We start from the raw sequence: 15,412 nt of genomic DNA on the forward strand, positions 1-15,412 counted from the left end.
AACCGCAGGATTCATGGCCCGAAGCGGGCGATGAACAGGCGAACGATTGAGCGGTAACAGGTTAAGGAAGATTGACCATCATGGTTGAACTGGAAATAGACGGCAAGAAAGTCGAGGTGCCTGAAGGCAGCATGGTGATCCAGGCTGCGCATAAGGTCGACACCTACATTCCTCACTTCTGCTATCACAAGAAGCTGTCGATTGCGGCCAACTGCCGGATGTGTCTGGTCGATGTCGAGAAGATGCCGAAGGCCGTGCCGGCGTGCGCGACCCCGGTGTCGGCTGGCATGATCGTGCGCACCAGGTCGGACAAGGCGGTGAAAGGCCAGCAAGCCGTGATGGAATTCCTGCTGATCAACCATCCGCTCGACTGCCCGATCTGCGATCAGGGTGGCGAATGCCAGTTGCAGGATCTGGCCGTTGGTTACGGCAAGTCGTCGTCACGCTATAGCGAAGAAAAGCGCGTGGTGTTCCACAAGAACGTGGGTCCGCTGATCTCGATGGAAGAGATGTCGCGCTGCATTCACTGCACGCGTTGCGTTCGCTTCGGCCAGGAAATCGCCGGGGTGATGGAACTCGGCATGCTGGGCCGCGGCGAGCATGCGGAAATCACATCGTTCGTCGGCAAGACGGTCGACTCCGAGCTGTCGGGCAACATGATCGACCTGTGCCCGGTCGGCGCGCTCACGAGCAAGCCGTTCCGCTACAGCGCCCGTAGTTGGGAGCTGTCACGCCGCAAGTCGGTGAGCCCGCACGATTCCGTCGGTGCGAACCTCATCGTGCAGGTGAAGAACAATCGCGTGATGCGCGTTCTGCCGTTCGAAAACGAAGCGATCAACGAGTGCTGGATCTCGGACAAGGACCGCTTCTCGTACGAAGGCCTGAACAGCCCCGAGCGTCTGACCAAACCGATGCTCAAGCAAGGCGGCCAGTGGGTCGAAACCGACTGGCAGACCGCGCTCGAATACGTGGTCAAGGGTCTGAAGGGCATCAAGAGTGACCACGGCGCGAACGCGCTTGCCGCACTGTCGAGCGCGCACAGCACCGTCGAAGAACTGTTCCTGTTGAAGCAGATCGCGCAAGCGGTCGGCACGCCGAACGTCGACTTCCGTCTGCGTCAGTCGGATTTCTCGGCGCCCGTTACTGGCGCGCCGTGGCTCGGCGGCACGATCGCCGATCTGTCGAACGTCGATGCGGCGCTCGTGATCGGCTCGGATCTGCGCCGTGACCATCCGCTGCTCGCCGCGCGTTTGCGCCAGGTCGCACGAGGCGGTTCGGCACTTACGCTGCTCCAGGCCACCAACGACGACGCGATGATCCCTCAGGCGCAACGCGTGGTCGCGGCGCCGTCGGCATGGCTCGAGGTGTTGTCAGGCATCGCCTGCGCGGTGGGCGAAGCGAAGGGCGTCGCGCTGCCGGAAGCATTCGCGGGCACGCAGCCGACGGACGCGCAAAAGCAGATAGCGAAATCGCTGACTACCGGCGAGCACCGCGTCGTGCTGCTCGGTAACGAAGCGGTCCGTCATCCGGACTTCGCGGCGATCCACGCCGCGGCGCAATGGATTGCCGAGGCAACCGGCGCAACGCTCGGTTTCCTGACCGAAGCGGCCAACACGGTCGGCGCGCACCTCGTGAACGCGCTGCCGGGCGAAGGCGGTCTGAACGCGCGCGAAGTGTTCGAGCAGCCGCGCAAGGGCTATCTGCTGTTGAATCTCGAGCCGGAATTCGACACGGCCAATCCGGCGCAGGCGCTTGCCGCGCTGAAGCAGGCCGAGATGGTCGTCGTGATGTCGCCGTTCCAGACCGGCGCCGACTATGCCGACGTGCTGCTGCCGATCGCGCCATTCACCGAATCGGGCGGTACGTTCGTCAATGCCGAAGGCACGGTGCAGGCGTTCAACGGCGTCGTGCGTCCGCTCGGCGACACGCGTCCGGCCTGGAAGGTGTTGCGCGTGCTGGGTAGCCTGCTTGGCGCGCCGGGCTTCGAATACGACACGGTCGAAGAAGTGCGTGCGGCCGCGCTCGGCGACGGCGAGCTGAAGTCGCGTCTATCGAACCGCACGAGCGTCGCGGTGACGCGCGGCCAGGCCGCGAAGGCGGCGGAAGGCAAGTTCGAGCGTCTCGCGAACGTGCCGATCTATCATGCCGATGCGCTCGTGCGTCGCGCGGAGTCGCTGCATCTGACCGCGGCGGCCCGTACGGCGAATTCGGTCGGCCTGCCGGCTGCGCTGTTCGACAAACTGGGTTTGAAAGAGGGCGACGCGGTGCGCGTTCGTCAGGGCGAGCAAGCGGTGCAGTTGCCTGCCGTGCGCGATGCGAATCTTGCGGAGACGGTCGTCCGCGTATCGGCGGCTACGCCTGCCGGTGCAGCGCTGGGCAGCCTGTTCGGTGAACTGGTGGTGGAGAAGGCGTAAATGAGCTTGTTCGATACGATCAACTCGGGCGGCGCCCAACTTCTCGGTGTGGCATGGCCCACGGTGTGGGCGCTCGTGCGCATCCTGGTGGTGGCCGTCGCGATCCTGCTGTGCGTCGCTTACCTGATCCTGTGGGAGCGCAAGCTGATCGGCTGGATGCATGTGCGTCTCGGTCCGAACCGCGTCGGTCCCGCCGGGCTCTTGCAGCCGATCGCCGACGTGCTGAAACTGCTGCTGAAGGAAGTGATCCAGCCCGCTCAGGCAAGCCGCTGGATCTACGTGATCGCGCCGATCATGGTGGTGGTGCCGGCCTTCGCGGTCTGGGCGGTGATTCCTTTCCAGGCGGGCGCGGTGCTCGGTGACATCAACGCGGGTCTGCTATACGCGATGGCGATCTCGTCGATCGGCGTGTATGGCGTGATTCTGGCCGGCTGGGCGTCGAACTCGAAGTACGCGTTCCTCGGCGCGATGCGCGCCGCCGCGCAGATGGTCTCGTACGAAATCTCGATGGGCTTCGCGCTGGTGGTCGTGCTGATGACGGCCGGTACGCTGAACCTGTCGGGCATCGTCGGCTCGCAGGAACAGGGCTTCTTCGCCTCGCACGGCCTGAACATCCTGTCCTGGAACTGGCTGCCGCTGCTGCCGATGTTCGTCGTGTACTTCATCTCGGGCATCGCCGAAACGAACCGCCACCCGTTCGACGTGGTGGAGGGCGAATCGGAAATCGTCGCGGGCCACATGATCGATTACTCGGGTATGGCGTTCGCGCTGTTCTTCCTCGCCGAGTACATCAACATGATCGTGATCTCGGCATTGGCTGCAACACTGTTCCTCGGCGGCTGGAGCGCCCCGTTCGGGTTCCTGTCGTTCATCCCGGGCATCGTCTGGCTCGTCGCCAAGGTTTTCTTCCTGTTGTCGGTGTTCATCTGGGCGCGCGCCACGTTCCCGCGCTATCGCTATGACCAGATCATGCGTCTCGGCTGGAAGGTTTTCATTCCGGTCTGCGTGGTGTGGCTCGTGGTGGTCGGCTTCTGGATCATGTCGCCGTTGAACATCTGGAAATAAAGGGCGGACGAACCTATGACCGCAATCCAAAACTTCTTCAAGACTTTCTTCCTCACGGAACTGCTGAAAGGCCTCGCGCTGACCGGACGCTACGCGTTCCAGCGCAAGATCACCGTGCAGTTCCCTGAAGAGAAGACCCCGATCTCGCCGCGTTTCCGCGGTCTGCATGCGCTGCGCCGCTATGAAAACGGCGAAGAGCGCTGCATCGCGTGCAAGCTGTGCGAAGCAGTGTGCCCGGCGCTCGCGATCACAATCGAATCGGAAACGCGCGCGGACAACACGCGCCGCACGACGCGCTACGACATCGACCTGACCAAGTGCATCTTCTGCGGTTTCTGCGAAGAAAGCTGCCCGGTCGATTCGATCGTCGAGACGCACATTCTCGAGTATCACGGCGAGAAGCGCGGCGACCTTTACTTCACGAAGGAAATGCTGCTGGCCGTTGGCGACCGCTACGAAGCAGAAATCGCGGCCAACAAGGCAGCCGACGCACCGTATCGTTGAAGCGTTTTCCCGCGTGCAGCAAATGCGGCAGTAAAAGCAGTAACACGGCCTGCTGTCGGGCCGACCGCCGCGGCCTGAACGCCGCGGCACGGCGCACCTGTGTGGCGATTCTGGCGGTTTCGTCCGCTTTTGCCAGCCACGGGTGCCAAAGAACAATGCCTGACGATGGCCTAACGATGAACCGGTAATCATGGAATTCACGACCGTACTGTTCTACATCTTCGCGCTGCTCCTGGTGGTTTCAGGGCTGAAGGTGATCACCTCGCGCAACCCGGTGTCGTCCGCACTGTTTCTCGTGCTGGCGTTCTTCAACGCAGCAGCGATCTGGATGCTGCTGGAGGCCGAGTTCCTCGCGATCCTGCTGGTGCTGGTCTACGTCGGCGCGGTGATGGTGCTGTTCCTGTTCGTCGTGATGATGCTGGACGTCAATCTCGACGTGCTGCGCAAGGACTTCAAACGCTTCGTGCCGATGGCCTCGGCGGTGGGCGCGATCATCGTGATCGAAACCGCGCTGATCCTGTGGCACGGCTACGGCGCGACCACCACGGCGCTGCGCGACACGGCAGCGGCTGCCGCTGGCATGGGCGACTGGTCGAACACGCGCCTGATCGGCAAGGTCATCTATACCGACTACATCTTCGCGTTCGAAATTGCCGGCCTGATCCTGCTGGTTGCCATCATCGCGGCGATCGCGCTGACCACGAGCCACAAGAAGGACAGCAAGCGTCAGAACGTCAGCGCACAGGTCAAGGTGCGCGCCCAGGACCGCGTGCGCGTCGTGAAGATGCCGTCAGAGAAAACCGCGGCGACCCTCGCTGCGGAACAAGCGGCTGCCGCGGCAGCTGCAGCAGCAGCAGCCGACTCGGCGCCGGCCAAGAACAGCTGAGCGGACAGGAGATAGAAATCATGTTGACCCTTGCCCATTACCTTGTCCTCGGCGCGATCCTGTTTGCGATCAGCATCGTCGGCATTTTCCTGAACCGCCGCAACGTCATCATCATCCTGATGGCGATCGAACTGATGCTGCTCGCGGTGAACACCAATTTCGTCGCGTTCTCGCACTACCTGGGCGACGTGCATGGCCAGATTTTCGTCTTCTTCGTGCTGACGGTTGCGGCAGCCGAAGCGGCGATCGGTCTCGCAATTCTGGTGACCCTGTTCCGTAGTCTCGACACGATCAATGTCGAGGATCTCGATCAGCTCAAAGGTTAATTTCAGGAAAAGCGGTTATGTCCACGATACTCAATGAAAACCTGCTGTTGGCAATTCCGCTGGCACCGCTCGCCGGTTCCCTGATTGCGGGGCTGTTCGGCAAGGCGATAGGGCGGGCGGGTGCGCATTCGGTCACGATCCTCGGCGTCGCGATTTCGTTCATCCTGTCGGTCATGGTCTTTTTCCAGGTGATGGACGGCGCGAGCTTCAACGCTACCGTTTATCAATGGATGTCAATCGGCAAGACCCAGCTCGAAGTCGGTTTCCTGGTCGACTCGCTGACCGCGATGATGATCTGCGTGGTGAACTTCGTGTCGCTGATGGTGCATATCTACACGATCGGCTACATGGCCGACGACGACGGCTACCAGCGCTTCTTCTCGTACATCTCGCTGTTCACGTTCTCGATGCTGATGCTCGTGATGAGCAACAACTTCCTGCAGCTGTTCTTCGGCTGGGAAGCGGTGGGTCTCGTTTCGTACCTGCTGATCGGCTTCTACTTCAAGCGTGAGAGCGCGATCTACGCGAACATGAAGGCGTTCATCGTGAATCGCGTCGGCGACTTCGGTTTCCTGCTCGGCATCGGTTTGCTGTTCGCGTTCGCCGGCTCGATGAACTACGGCGAAGTCTTCGCGAAGCGTACCGAACTCGCGGCGCTGAACTTCGCGGGTACCGACTGGGGCCTGCTGACGGTGGCTTGCATCTGCCTGTTCATCGGCGCGATGGGTAAGTCGGCTCAGTTCCCGCTGCACGTGTGGCTGCCGGACTCGATGGAAGGCCCGACGCCGATCTCCGCGCTGATTCACGCGGCGACCATGGTGACGGCCGGTATCTTCATGGTCACGCGCATGTCGCCGCTCTTCGAACTGTCGGATACGGCGCTGTCGTTCGTCATGGTCATCGGTGCGATTACCGCGCTGTTCATGGGTTTCCTCGGGATCGTCCAGAACGACATCAAGCGTGTGGTCGCTTATTCCACGCTGTCGCAGCTCGGTTACATGACGGTCGCGCTCGGCGCGTCGGCATATTCGGTCGCCGTGTTTCACCTGATGACGCACGCGTTCTTCAAGGCGCTGCTGTTCCTCGGCGCGGGTTCGGTGATCATCGGCATGCATCACGATCAGGACATGCGCAACATGGGCGGCCTGCGCAAGTACATGCCGATTACGTGGATCACGTCGCTGATCGGTTCGCTCGCGCTGATCGGCACGCCGTTCTTCTCGGGCTTCTACTCGAAAGACTCGATCATCGACGCGGTGAAACTGTCGCATCTGCCGGGCTCGGGTTTCGCGTACTTCGCGGTGGTCGCAAGCGTGTTCGTGACCGCGTTGTATTCGTTCCGTATGTATTTCATGGTGTTCCACGGTGAGGAGCGCTTCCGCAATCCGAAGCACCCGGAATCGCCGATGGGCGCGGAGGCCGAGTCGCATGGGCATGACGACCATGGTCATGGTCACGACGACCACGCTCACGAGCCGCACGAAACGCCGTGGGTCGTGTGGGTGCCGCTCGTGCTGCTGGCGATTCCGTCGATCGTGATCGGCGCGATCGGCGTTGGTCCGATGCTGTTCGGCGACTTCTTCCAGCACGGCGTCGCGTTCGACAAGGTGATCTACATCAGCGAGAACCATCCGGCGCTGCATGAGATGACCGAAGAATTCCAGGGCTGGGCATCGATGGGTCTGCACTCGGTGTCGGGCCTGCCTGTGTGGCTCGCGCTCGCAGGCGTGGTGGTCGCATGGTTCCTGTATCTGGTCCGTCCGGATCTGCCTGCTGTCATCAAGCGCGCATTCGGCCCGATCTACACGTTGCTCGATAACAAGTACTACATGGACAAGATCAACGAAGTCGTGTTTGCGCGGGGCGCGGTGGCCATTGGTCGGGGTCTGTGGAAGGAAGGCGACGTGGTCGTGATCGACGGCATCGTCAACGGTAGCGCACGCTTTATCGGCTGGTTCGCGAGCGTGATCCGCTTCCTCCAATCCGGCTACATCTACCACTACGCGTTCGCCATGATCATCGGCATGCTGGGGCTCCTGACCCTGTTCGTAACGCTCGGCGGCAAATAAGGCGAGGGACACTCATGCACGCTTATCCGATTCTGAGCATCGCGATCTGGTTGCCGATCTTTTTCGGTCTGCTGGTCCTCGCGATCGGCAACGACGAGAACCCCGCCCCCGCGCGCTGGATATCGCTGATCGGCTCGGTTCTGAGCTTCCTCGTCACGCTGCCATTGATCACCAGCTTCGATTCGAGCACCGCCGAGCTGCAGTTCGTCGAGCAGGCGAACTGGATCGAGCGCTTCCACATCACGTATCACCTCGGCGTGGACGGCATTTCGATGTGGTTCGTTGCGTTGACCGCGTTGATCACGGTGATCGTCGTGATCGCGGCGTGGGAAGTGATCACGAAGAACGTCGGCCAGTACCTCGCGGCCTTCCTGATCCTGTCGGGCATCATGGTCGGCGTGTTCAGCGCGGCCGACGGCCTGTTGTTCTACGTGTTCTTCGAAGCGACGCTGATCCCGATGTACATCATCATCGGCGTGTGGGGCGGGGCGAACCGCGTGTACGCGGCATTCAAGTTCTTCCTGTACACGCTGGCGGGCTCGCTGCTGATGCTGGTTGCGCTGATCTATCTGTACAACCAGACCGGCTCGTTCGACATCGCCACGTGGCAACACGCGCAGATAGCGATGACGCCGCAGGTGCTACTGTTTATCGCGTTTTTCCTGGCCTTCGCGGTGAAGGTGCCGATGTGGCCGGTGCACACGTGGTTGCCGGACGCGCACGTGGAAGCGCCGACCGGCGGCTCGGTCGTGCTGGCCGCGATCATGCTGAAGCTCGGTGCGTACGGTTTCCTGCGCTTCTCGCTGCCGATCACGCCTGATGCGAGCCATTTCCTCGCACCGGTCGTCATCACGCTGTCGCTGATCGCGGTGATCTACATCGGTCTCGTCGCGATGGTGCAGGCCGACATGAAGAAACTGGTCGCGTATTCGTCGATCGCGCACATGGGCTTTGTCACGCTCGGCTTCTTTATCTTCAATCAGCTCGGCGCGGAAGGCGCGATCGTGCAGATGATCTCGCACGGTTTCGTGTCGGGCGCGATGTTCCTGTGCATCGGCGTACTGTACGACCGCATGCACTCGCGTCAGATCGCCGATTACGGCGGCGTCGTCAACGTGATGCCGAAGTTCGCGGCATTCGTGATGCTGTTCGCGATGGCGAATTGCGGCTTGCCGGGCACTTCCGGTTTCGTCGGCGAATTCATGGTGATTCTGGCTTCCGTCCAGTACAACTTCTGGATCGCGAGTGGCGCGGCGGTCACGCTGATTCTCGGCGCGGCCTACACGCTGTGGATGTACAAGCGCGTGTACTTCGGCGCGGTCGCGAACGACCACGTGAAGAACCTGCTCGACATCGACCGTCGCGAATTTTTCATGCTGGCTGTGCTCGCCGCACTGACGCTGTTCATGGGCCTGTACCCGAAGCCCTTTACCGATGTGATGCACGTATCCGTGGAAAACCTCCTCTCCCACGTTGCCCAATCGAAGCTGCCGTTGCCTCAGTAACGACGAGCGGAGGAATTTAAGACCATGCAAAACGCCCCTATGACTGCTCTGTTGCCCGACGCACTGGTGATGTTCGCCATTGTCATCGCGTGGCTCAACGACACGTTCGTCGGCCAGGAGGGTCGCCGTACCACGTATTTCATCGCGTTCTTCTCGACGCTCGTCGCCGGGATCTGGTTCGCGATCAATGCGTTCGACCCGCAAGTGCATTACTTCTTCGATCACATGTACGTGGTCGATCCGTTCGCCAATGTGATGAAGGCAGTGGTGTCGCTCGGCTATGCGGTGACGATCGTTTATTCGCGTCGCTACCTCGAAGACCGTAGCCTGTTCCGCGGCGACTTCTTCCTGCTCGGCATGTTCTCGCTGCTCGGCCAGATCGTGATGATCTCGGGCAATAACTTCCTGACGCTGTATCTCGGTCTGGAACTGATGTCGCTGTCGCTGTACGCGGTGATCGCGCTGCGTCGCGAAGTGGCGTCGTCGAACGAAGCGGCGATGAAGTACTACGTGCTCGGCGCGCTGGCTTCCGGCTTCCTGCTGTACGGTGTTTCGATGCTGTATGGCGCGACCGGCTCGCTCGACCTGAACGAAGTGTTCAAGGCGATCAGCACGAGCCACTACGATCCGACCGTGCTGCTGTTCGGCGTCATCTTCATCGTGGCGGGCGTGGCGTTCAAGATGGGTGCGGTGCCGTTCCATATGTGGGTGCCTGACGTGTACCAGGGCGCACCGACGGCGATGACGCTCATCGTCGGCGGCGGCCCGAAGGTCGCGGCGTTCGCGTGGGGTCTGCGTTTCCTCGTGATGGGCCTGCTGCCGCTGGCGGTCGAATGGCAGCAGATGCTGGTGATTCTGGCGGCGCTGTCGCTGATCGTCGGCAACATCACCGGGATCGTGCAGCGCAACGTCAAGCGGATGCTCGCGTATTCGGCGATCTCGAACATGGGCTTCGTGCTGCTCGGCCTGCTCGCCGGCGTGGTCGACCAGAAAACCACGGGCGCCGCGAACGCGTACGGCTCGGCGATGTTCTACAGCATCGTCTACCTGATCACGACGCTCGGCACCTTCGGCGTCATCATGCTGCTCGCGCGCCGCGACTTCGAAGCGGATACGCTGGAGGACTTCAAGGGCCTCAATCAGCGCAGCGCGGTATTCGCGTTCGTGATGATGATCATGATGTTCTCGCTCGCGGGTATTCCGCCGGCAGTCGGCTTCTATGCGAAGCTCGCCGTGCTGCAAGCGACGATGAACGCCGGCCTGACCTGGCTCACCGTGCTCGCCGTGATCACGTCGCTGTTCGGCGCGTTCTACTACCTGCGTATCGTCAAGCTGATGTACTTCGACGAGCCGCAAGACAAGTCGCCGATCGTGGCGGACACGAGCACGCGCGCGTTGCTCGCGTTGAACGGCGTCGCCGTGCTGGTGCTCGGTATCGTGCCGGATCCGCTGTTGCGCGCCTGCCTGCAGGCGATCCAGCACACGCTGCTGCTCTGATGTCCGCTGCGGGCTGGTTTATCGTGCTGTTGGCGCTGGTCGGCGCCAACCTGCCGTTCCTGAATCAGCGCCTCTTCGCCGCGGTGCCGTTGAAAGCGGCGAAGAAAAGCGCCTGGCTCCGGATTGCCGAATTGATCGTGCTGTATTTCGTGGTCGGCGCGCTGGGCTTTTTGCTCGAAGCGCGCGCGGGAAACCGCTTCGAGCAGGGCTGGCAGTTCTACGCGATTACGTTTGCGCTGTTCGTCGTGTTCGCTTTCCCCGGCTTTACCTTCCAATATCTCGTCAAACGCCGCTGACGGCGTCCCGCCGTCGCGCGCGCCTGGCTGTTCTGAGGTCCGCACATGGCTGAGCTTCCCAATCACGACGCCGCGCTAACCGAGACTTGTATCGACAGCAAGACGGTCCATCAAGGACCGTTCATGACGGTCAAGTACGATACGGTCCGACTGCCCGACGGCAAACAGGCAACGCGCGAATACGTTCAGCATCCGGGCGCCGTCATGGTGATCCCCTTGTTCGACGACGCTCGCGTGCTGCTCGAAAGTCAGTATCGCTATCCGATGAGCAAGGTGATGGTCGAATATCCGGCCGGCAAGCTCGACCCGAACGAGGACGCGCTGGCCTGCGCGGTCCGGGAACTGCGCGAGGAAACCGGCTATACCGCGCGCGAGTACGTGTACCTGACTCGGATTCACCCGATCATTTCTTACTCGACCGAATTCATTGATATCTATCTCGCGCGGGGCTTGACCGCGGGTGAGCGCAACCTCGATGAAGGCGAGTTTCTCGAACTTTTCACCGCGACCGTGGAGCAGGTATCCGAGTGGGTGCGCACGGGCAAGATCACCGATGTGAAGACGATCATCGGTACCTTCTGGCTCGAGAAAGTGCTGTCGGGTACGTGGCCGACCGAGGCGCCCGAAACGGTATAAGTTCGCGTCTACCCGATAGCTGATCCGCGTTGCAGGTGAACGGAGCCCCTGTTGGTCGATGACCGGCAGGGGCTTTTCATTGGCTTCGCGGTTTCTTTCTGGCTCGAAAAATAAGCCGTCTCCTATGCCATCTGGCTGGCTCGTCGTGGCGCCGGCGGCCGGCTAGTATGAACCTCTCGATCACCGAATTCGTCGTCGATTTTGTTTTGGATGGCTGACGTTAAAGATCGCAGTGATCTCATTTCTGCTCCAGCGTGGGTTGTCAATTGACAACCCACGCTGGAGCGACTAAATTGGAGGTCTCGATGGTTCGAGCAAGGCACATGAAGAAAGAGATCGAGGCCGCATTGGCATACGCGGAACAGCACGGCTGGCGCGTTCAGGACGGCGGAAGAGGTCATGCGTGGGGAAAAATCCATTGCCCGTACAGAGACGCCGAATGTCGTTGCGGGGAGTTCTGTATATCGAGCGTCTGGAGTACGCCGAAGAATGCCGGCAATCACGCCAGGCACTTGCGGCGCATCGTCGGCAACTGCACGGCACGGCGCTAGTGGGTTGGTAGGTATCAAGCAGGTATCAAGCAGGTATCAAGCAGGATTCGCAACAACCTGGGCTCAACGAAGACAGGAGTAACGTATGGAATATGTGTTCACGTTGAAATACCGCCTCGCCGGGGAAGAATGCGATGCAGACGCAATCATCGAACGATTGGGCGAAGCGGGGTGCGACGACGCCACGATTGGCGTCGGGCAACCCGGCCGCCTCGGGCTGCTTTTCACCCGTCAAGGCGCGAGCGCGCTCGCGGCTGTCACCAGCGCGCTCAAGGACGTGAAAGGTGCGGTGCCGTCCGCGCAGCTGGTCGAGGCGGGACCTGACTTCGTAGGGCTGACCGACGTGGCCGAGGTGGCCGGCGTGTCGCGGCAAAACATGCGCAAGCTGATGCTGAACAACGCGATCGACTTCCCGTCACCGGTCCACGAAGGCAGTGCATCGGTGTGGCATCTGGCGGACGTGCTCGAATGGCTGACCGCGCGCGGCGGGTACGAGATTGAGGTCGGTGTGGCGGATGTCGCAAAACTCGCGAAGCAGATCAATCTGACGAAGGAGGCCCGTCAGATTGAACCGCGTGTGAGCCGTCAACTGAGCAATCTCGTGGCGTAGCAGTGCGCCGCAAGCGGGCCGTAGCGCGGAGCAAATGTGGCACAGCTTACTAGCCGGGCCGCCTTCGGCAGCACCTGCCGTAAAGCGTTAAAATTGCCCACCCGCGTCATATTTCCTTGCGGCTGCTGGCGGTTGCGCGTCGGCTCTAAAGTTTTGCGAACGATCGTTCACAAATTTCCATTTTGCGCTAAACTGGCACGCAAGCCCTGATTCCACATGAAGGTCCTCGATTTACAGTGTCCGCATGGCCATCGGTTCGAAGGCTGGTTCGCTTCGACCGATGACTTCGAGTCGCAGCAGTCCCGCAAGCTCGTCGAATGTCCGATCTGCGGTGCGAACGAGGTGAGCCGTTTGCCTTCGGCACCGCGTCTGAATCTGTCGGGCGCGACCGACTCCAAGGCGCCGGCGGGCGTGGAGCAAATGCAGGCGCACATGATGCGCGCGCTGCGCGAGGTACTGGAGAAGACGGAGAACGTGGGCGACCGCTTCGCCGAGGAAGCACGGCGCATTCACTACAACGAAGCGCCTGTGCGCAGTATTCGCGGTGTCACGACGCCGGAGGATGCGCGTGCCTTGGTCGAGGAAGGCATCGAAGTGATGCCGCTGCCGGTCCCAGCTGCGCTGAAGGAACCACTGCAATAGCGCGGTGGCTCCGGGCGGCCGGGCGGTGGCGGCCAGGAGACACTACGCATGAATCTGGACTATTCCCCCGCTGAAGACGCGTTCCGCGCCGACGTCCGCGCCTGGCTCGAAGCGAATCTGCCTCGCGAGCTGAGGGACAAGGTTCTCAATCACAAACGGCTTTCCCGCGAAGACTTCGCAAGCTGGCACAGGCTGCTCGGCACGCGAGGCTGGTCGGCGGTCGCGTGGCCGCGCGAATACGGCGGCCCCGGCTGGGACGCGACGCAACGACATATCTGGGAAGAAGAGTGCGCGCGTATCGGCGCACCTTCCGTGCTGCCTTTCGGTGTGTCGATGGTTGCGCCGGTGCTGATGAAGTACGGTAACGAGGCGCAGAAGCGCCACTATCTGCCGCGTATTCTCGACGGCACGGACTGGTGGTGTCAGGGCTACTCGGAACCGGGATCGGGTTCCGACCTTGCGTCGCTGCGCACTCGCGCGGAGCGCGTCGGTGATCATTACGTGGTCAACGGCCAGAAGACCTGGACCACGCTCGGCCAGCACGCCGACATGATGTTCTGCCTCGTGCGCACCGACAGCGGCGCCAAAAAGCAGGAGGGCATCTCGTTCCTGCTGATCGATATGAAAACCCCGGGCATCACGGTGCGACCCATCATCACGCTCGACGAAGATCACGAAGTCAACGAGGTGTTCTTCGAGGACGTCAAAGTGCCGGTCGACAATCTCGTTGGCGAAGAAAATCGTGGCTGGACGTATGCGAAATATTTGCTCGGCCACGAGCGTACCGGCATTGCGCGAGTCGGAGCGTCGAAGCGTGAGCTGGCGTTTCTGAAGCGTGTCGCGCTGAATCAGAAGAAGAACGGCAAGCCGCTGCTGCACGATCCGGTGTTTGCGGCGAAGGTAGCGAGTCTCGAAATCGAGTTGATGGCGCTGGAAGTCACCGTGCAACGGGTGGTAGCCAACGAGGCGGGCGGTCGCGGCCCGGGCCCGGAAGCGTCGATGCTGAAGATCAAGGGCACGGAAGTGCAACAGGGGCTCACCGAGCTGATGTTCGAAGCAATCGGCCCGCTGGCCGCGCCGTTCGACGTGCCGTTCCTCGAAGGCGAACGCGAGCACAGTCTTGCCGGCGACGACGATGCCGCGCCGCTTGCCGCGTACTACTTCAACTTCCGCAAGACGTCGATTTACGGCGGCTCGAACGAAATTCAAAAGAACATCATCGCGCAGATGATTCTCGGACTTTGAGGAGCGGCGCATGGACTTCACTTTCAACGACGAACAACAGCAATTTGCCGATGCGCTGCGCCGCTATCTCGACAGGAGCTACGGCTTCGAAGCGCGCCAGCAGATCGTGCGCTCGGAGGCGGGCGTATCGGCTGTGCACTGGGCGGCGTTCACCGAACTGGGGCTGACCGCGTTGCCGGTGCCCGAAACTCAGGGCGGCTTCAACGGTGGTCCGATCGACATGCTCGTGGTCATGCAGGAACTCGGCCGCGCGCTCGTCGTCGAGCCGTTTTGGGCCACTGCGGTCGGCATCGAAGCGCTGCGCCTGGCCGGCACCGGCGACGGCGAAGATGCCGCGCTGCTCGAACGGGCGGCCCAGGGCGAAGCGAGGCTGGCCGTGGCGTTTCACGAGCCGTATGCGCGCTACGATCTGTTCGACGTCGCGACGACCGCGAGCGGGCAGGGTGCGCAGCACACGCTGAGCGGCACCAAATCGGTCGTGCTGCACGGCGCGCAGGCGGACCACTGGATCGTGCCGGCGCGCCTCGATGGCGAGATCGCACTCTTTGTCGTCGCGCGTGACGCGGCCGGCGTCACGCTCACCGAGTACCGCACGATCGACGGTCAACGCGCCGCGACGCTCGAATTCAATGGCACGCCCGCGCGCCGGCTCGCCGGCGAACACGCGGGGGCGGCAACCCTCGAGCAGATCGCCGACTACGGCACGCTGCTGCTGTGCGCGGAAGCGCTCGGCGCGCTCGACGCGCTCAATCACGCCACCGTCGAGTACACCAAAACGCGCCAGCAGTTCGGCCAGCCGATCGCGCGTTTCCAGGCGCTGCAGCATCGCATGGTCGAGATGTTGATCCACGCGGAGCAGGCGCGCTCGATCACGTATCTGGCTGCGATGCGCTACGCGAGTGAAGACGCGAACGAGCGCCGTCAAGCGATCTCCGCGGCAAAAGTTCGGGTCGGTCAGGCCGCGCGTTTCGTTGGTCAACAGGCGGTGCAGTTGCACGGCGGCATGGGTGTCACGAACGAAGTGGCGGCCGCGCATCTGTTCAAGCGCCTCGCGATCATCGAGACCACGCTCGGCGACGTCGATCATCATCTCGCGCGGTTTGCCACGCTGCCCGGATTTGCCGTCGCCGAAGACTGATCGGGCCGTTCCACCGGACAAAGGAGGT

The 15,412-nt window shown here is 61.8% G+C and carries 15 protein-coding genes; all 15 read left to right on the forward strand.

Features of this window, described 5'->3' with window-relative positions; translation table 11 throughout:
- Nucleotides 1-80 precede the first annotated feature (80 nt).
- The 15 genes from nuoG (at nt 81) to HDG37_RS08220 (ending at nt 15,384) form a co-directional block, all read left to right on the forward strand.
- Nucleotides 81-2,414 (forward strand): NADH-quinone oxidoreductase subunit NuoG, encoded by a 2,334-nt coding sequence (gene nuoG / locus HDG37_RS08150; protein WP_184045918.1) that lies wholly within the window; start codon nt 81-83, stop codon nt 2,412-2,414.
- The gene (nuoH, locus tag HDG37_RS08155) at nt 2,415-3,479 is read left to right on the forward strand and encodes an NADH-quinone oxidoreductase subunit NuoH (RefSeq protein WP_184045920.1); all 1,065 of its coding nucleotides are present in this window, start codon (nt 2,415-2,417) and stop codon (nt 3,477-3,479) included.
- A gap of 15 nt (nt 3,480-3,494) precedes the next feature.
- A complete protein-coding gene (nuoI, locus tag HDG37_RS08160; RefSeq protein ID WP_090803773.1) occupies nt 3,495-3,983 on the forward strand; it encodes an NADH-quinone oxidoreductase subunit NuoI in 489 nt (162 codons plus the stop codon).
- Nucleotides 3,984-4,173: 190 nt separating this feature from the next.
- Nucleotides 4,174-4,869 (forward strand): NADH-quinone oxidoreductase subunit J, encoded by a 696-nt coding sequence (locus HDG37_RS08165; RefSeq protein ID WP_184045922.1) that lies wholly within the window; start codon nt 4,174-4,176, stop codon nt 4,867-4,869.
- Nucleotides 4,870-4,889: 20 nt separating this feature from the next.
- Nucleotides 4,890-5,195, forward strand: coding sequence for an NADH-quinone oxidoreductase subunit NuoK (nuoK, locus tag HDG37_RS08170; RefSeq protein WP_006052894.1), 306 nt, complete (start codon nt 4,890-4,892; stop codon nt 5,193-5,195).
- A 17-nt stretch (nt 5,196-5,212) separates the two neighbouring features.
- Nucleotides 5,213-7,264, forward strand: coding sequence for an NADH-quinone oxidoreductase subunit L (nuoL, locus tag HDG37_RS08175; protein WP_184045924.1), 2,052 nt, complete (start codon nt 5,213-5,215; stop codon nt 7,262-7,264).
- Nucleotides 7,265-7,278: 14 nt separating this feature from the next.
- On the forward strand, nt 7,279-8,769 hold the full coding sequence (locus tag HDG37_RS08180) for an NADH-quinone oxidoreductase subunit M (protein WP_090803779.1): 1,491 nt from the start codon (nt 7,279-7,281) through the stop codon (nt 8,767-8,769).
- Nucleotides 8,770-8,793: 24 nt separating this feature from the next.
- On the forward strand, nt 8,794-10,266 hold the full coding sequence (gene nuoN / locus HDG37_RS08185; protein ID WP_035470481.1) for an NADH-quinone oxidoreductase subunit NuoN: 1,473 nt from the start codon (nt 8,794-8,796) through the stop codon (nt 10,264-10,266).
- Nucleotides 10,266-10,562 carry a DUF2818 family protein gene (locus HDG37_RS08190; protein ID WP_018420024.1) on the forward strand — a complete coding sequence of 99 codons (297 nt, stop codon included), beginning with the start codon at nt 10,266-10,268 and terminating at the stop codon, nt 10,560-10,562. Before nuoN ends, HDG37_RS08190 begins: the two co-directional genes overlap by 1 nt.
- 45 nt (nt 10,563-10,607) lie before the next feature.
- Nucleotides 10,608-11,198 (forward strand): NUDIX domain-containing protein, encoded by a 591-nt coding sequence (locus HDG37_RS08195; RefSeq protein ID WP_184045926.1) that lies wholly within the window; start codon nt 10,608-10,610, stop codon nt 11,196-11,198.
- A gap of 305 nt (nt 11,199-11,503) precedes the next feature.
- Entirely contained in the window at nt 11,504-11,749 is a 246-nt protein-coding gene (locus tag HDG37_RS08200) for a hypothetical protein (protein ID WP_090805657.1), read from the forward strand.
- A gap of 85 nt (nt 11,750-11,834) precedes the next feature.
- On the forward strand, nt 11,835-12,359 hold the full coding sequence (locus tag HDG37_RS08205; RefSeq protein WP_184045928.1) for an AlpA family transcriptional regulator: 525 nt from the start codon (nt 11,835-11,837) through the stop codon (nt 12,357-12,359).
- Nucleotides 12,360-12,575: 216 nt separating this feature from the next.
- Nucleotides 12,576-13,001, forward strand: a complete 426-nt coding sequence (locus HDG37_RS08210; RefSeq protein WP_184045929.1) for a DUF1178 family protein — start codon at nt 12,576-12,578, stop codon at nt 12,999-13,001.
- A gap of 48 nt (nt 13,002-13,049) precedes the next feature.
- Nucleotides 13,050-14,246 carry an acyl-CoA dehydrogenase family protein gene (locus HDG37_RS08215; protein WP_184045931.1) on the forward strand — a complete coding sequence of 399 codons (1,197 nt, stop codon included), beginning with the start codon at nt 13,050-13,052 and terminating at the stop codon, nt 14,244-14,246.
- A gap of 10 nt (nt 14,247-14,256) precedes the next feature.
- On the forward strand, nt 14,257-15,384 hold the full coding sequence (locus tag HDG37_RS08220; protein WP_184045933.1) for an acyl-CoA dehydrogenase family protein: 1,128 nt from the start codon (nt 14,257-14,259) through the stop codon (nt 15,382-15,384).
- Nucleotides 15,385-15,412 lie beyond the last annotated feature (28 nt).

The sequence above is a fragment of the Paraburkholderia sp. MM5384-R2 genome (genome assembly GCF_014201025.1).
Classification (GTDB): Bacteria; Pseudomonadota; Gammaproteobacteria; order Burkholderiales; family Burkholderiaceae; genus Paraburkholderia; species Paraburkholderia tuberum.

Coding starts and splice junctions, on each gene's coding strand:
- nuoG (WP_184045918.1), top strand. CDS start 81: ATGGTTGAACTGGAAATAGACGGCAAGAAAGTCGAGGTGCCTGAAGGC.
- nuoH (WP_184045920.1), top strand. CDS start 2,415: ATGAGCTTGTTCGATACGATCAACTCGGGCGGCGCCCAACTTCTCGGT.
- nuoI (WP_090803773.1), top strand. CDS start 3,495: ATGACCGCAATCCAAAACTTCTTCAAGACTTTCTTCCTCACGGAACTG.
- HDG37_RS08165 (WP_184045922.1), top strand. CDS start 4,174: ATGGAATTCACGACCGTACTGTTCTACATCTTCGCGCTGCTCCTGGTG.
- nuoK (WP_006052894.1), top strand. CDS start 4,890: ATGTTGACCCTTGCCCATTACCTTGTCCTCGGCGCGATCCTGTTTGCG.
- nuoL (WP_184045924.1), top strand. CDS start 5,213: ATGTCCACGATACTCAATGAAAACCTGCTGTTGGCAATTCCGCTGGCA.
- HDG37_RS08180 (WP_090803779.1), top strand. CDS start 7,279: ATGCACGCTTATCCGATTCTGAGCATCGCGATCTGGTTGCCGATCTTT.
- nuoN (WP_035470481.1), top strand. CDS start 8,794: ATGCAAAACGCCCCTATGACTGCTCTGTTGCCCGACGCACTGGTGATG.
- HDG37_RS08190 (WP_018420024.1), top strand. CDS start 10,266: ATGTCCGCTGCGGGCTGGTTTATCGTGCTGTTGGCGCTGGTCGGCGCC.
- HDG37_RS08195 (WP_184045926.1), top strand. CDS start 10,608: ATGGCTGAGCTTCCCAATCACGACGCCGCGCTAACCGAGACTTGTATC.
- HDG37_RS08200 (WP_090805657.1), top strand. CDS start 11,504: ATGGTTCGAGCAAGGCACATGAAGAAAGAGATCGAGGCCGCATTGGCA.
- HDG37_RS08205 (WP_184045928.1), top strand. CDS start 11,835: ATGGAATATGTGTTCACGTTGAAATACCGCCTCGCCGGGGAAGAATGC.
- HDG37_RS08210 (WP_184045929.1), top strand. CDS start 12,576: ATGAAGGTCCTCGATTTACAGTGTCCGCATGGCCATCGGTTCGAAGGC.
- HDG37_RS08215 (WP_184045931.1), top strand. CDS start 13,050: ATGAATCTGGACTATTCCCCCGCTGAAGACGCGTTCCGCGCCGACGTC.
- HDG37_RS08220 (WP_184045933.1), top strand. CDS start 14,257: ATGGACTTCACTTTCAACGACGAACAACAGCAATTTGCCGATGCGCTG.